Here is a 1,137-nt window from a genome sequence, read left to right on the forward strand (position 1 = left end):
GCCCGGGCCACATCGCCGCAGGCAAACACACCCGGCACCGAAGTCTTGTTCTCGGCGTCGGTGCGCACCTGCATGCCGAGGGGCGTTTCTTCCAGCGCGCAGCCCATCGCTTCGACCAGAGAGCCGGAAGGAACGGTGCGCGTCGCCGTGAACAGGCCCGCAAAGGGCAACAGCCGTCCGTCGGTCATCGCCACGTCGGCATGCCCGTCAATCCTGTCGATGGGTGCCTCCTCGATCGTCACGCCCCGGCGTTCCAAAGTGGCCCTGGCCTCCTGACTCAGTTCCACGGCACTGTTGACGAGCAAGGTCACATCGCTCCAATCGGTGAGCAGTTCGGCCTGATGGACGGACAGCGGTCCGGCGCCGATGATGCCGATGCGGCCCTGGCCGAGTTCGTAGCCATGGCAGTACGGGCAATGGAAGACCGCCTTGCCCCAGCGCTCTGCGAGTCCGGCGATGGGAGGTAACTGGTCGGCCACGCCGGTGGCCAGCAGGATGCGGCGGCCTTGGTGCGGTACGCCATCGGACGTCGTGACAGTGAATTCGTCCACCTGCCCTGAAACGGCTTCGGCCCGGCCTTCGAGCCAGGTCAACGTCGGATAGGTTTCGAGCTGGCGACGTGCGTTCGCCGCGATCTCGCCGGGAGGGACGCCATCCTGGCCGAGAAACCCGTGCGAATGGCTGGCAAAGCGATTGCGCCGCTCGCCAGCGTCGATCACCAGCACGGACCTGCGCGCTCGTACCAGTTGCAGGGTGGCGGCCATGCCCGCATAGCTCCCGCCGATGACGATGACGTCGTGGTGCATGGTCAACTCCTCTTGCGTCGTGCTGCCGCATGCCGGCGCGCGAAGTCGGCGGCCAGATCGGCCAGAGTGATTTCCGAGAACCGTTTCAGCAGCAGCGCCTCGGCCTCGGCAAAGGCGCCTTCGAGCGCGGCATTCACCGATTGCTCGACCAGGCACTCCGGTGTTTCGTTGCGATTGCCTATGGCAAACATGGCCGGCTCGCCCAGCGCCTCGTGCAACTGGAGCAGGGTGACGGCGCCAAGGTCGGCATGGATGCGCCATCCACCCGCGTGGCCTCGATCTGAAGTGACGATGCCCGCTTCTCGCAAATACCCCATGGTGCGCCGGACGA

General features: G+C 66.0%; 2 protein-coding genes. Both read right to left on the reverse strand.

What is annotated here, in order from left to right:
• The coding region (locus DU29_RS0129170) for an NAD(P)/FAD-dependent oxidoreductase (RefSeq protein WP_028624829.1) at window positions 1-806 on the reverse strand (806 nt) is incomplete at its 3' end.
• Between the two features lie 2 nt (window positions 807-808).
• On the reverse strand, window positions 809-1,137 hold a 329-nt coding region (locus DU29_RS01000000130800), incomplete at its 5' end, for an Rrf2 family transcriptional regulator (RefSeq protein ID WP_033051156.1).

The organism is Pseudomonas sp. Ant30-3, from assembly GCF_000690905.1.
Taxonomy (GTDB): Bacteria; Pseudomonadota; Gammaproteobacteria; order Pseudomonadales; family Pseudomonadaceae; genus Aquipseudomonas.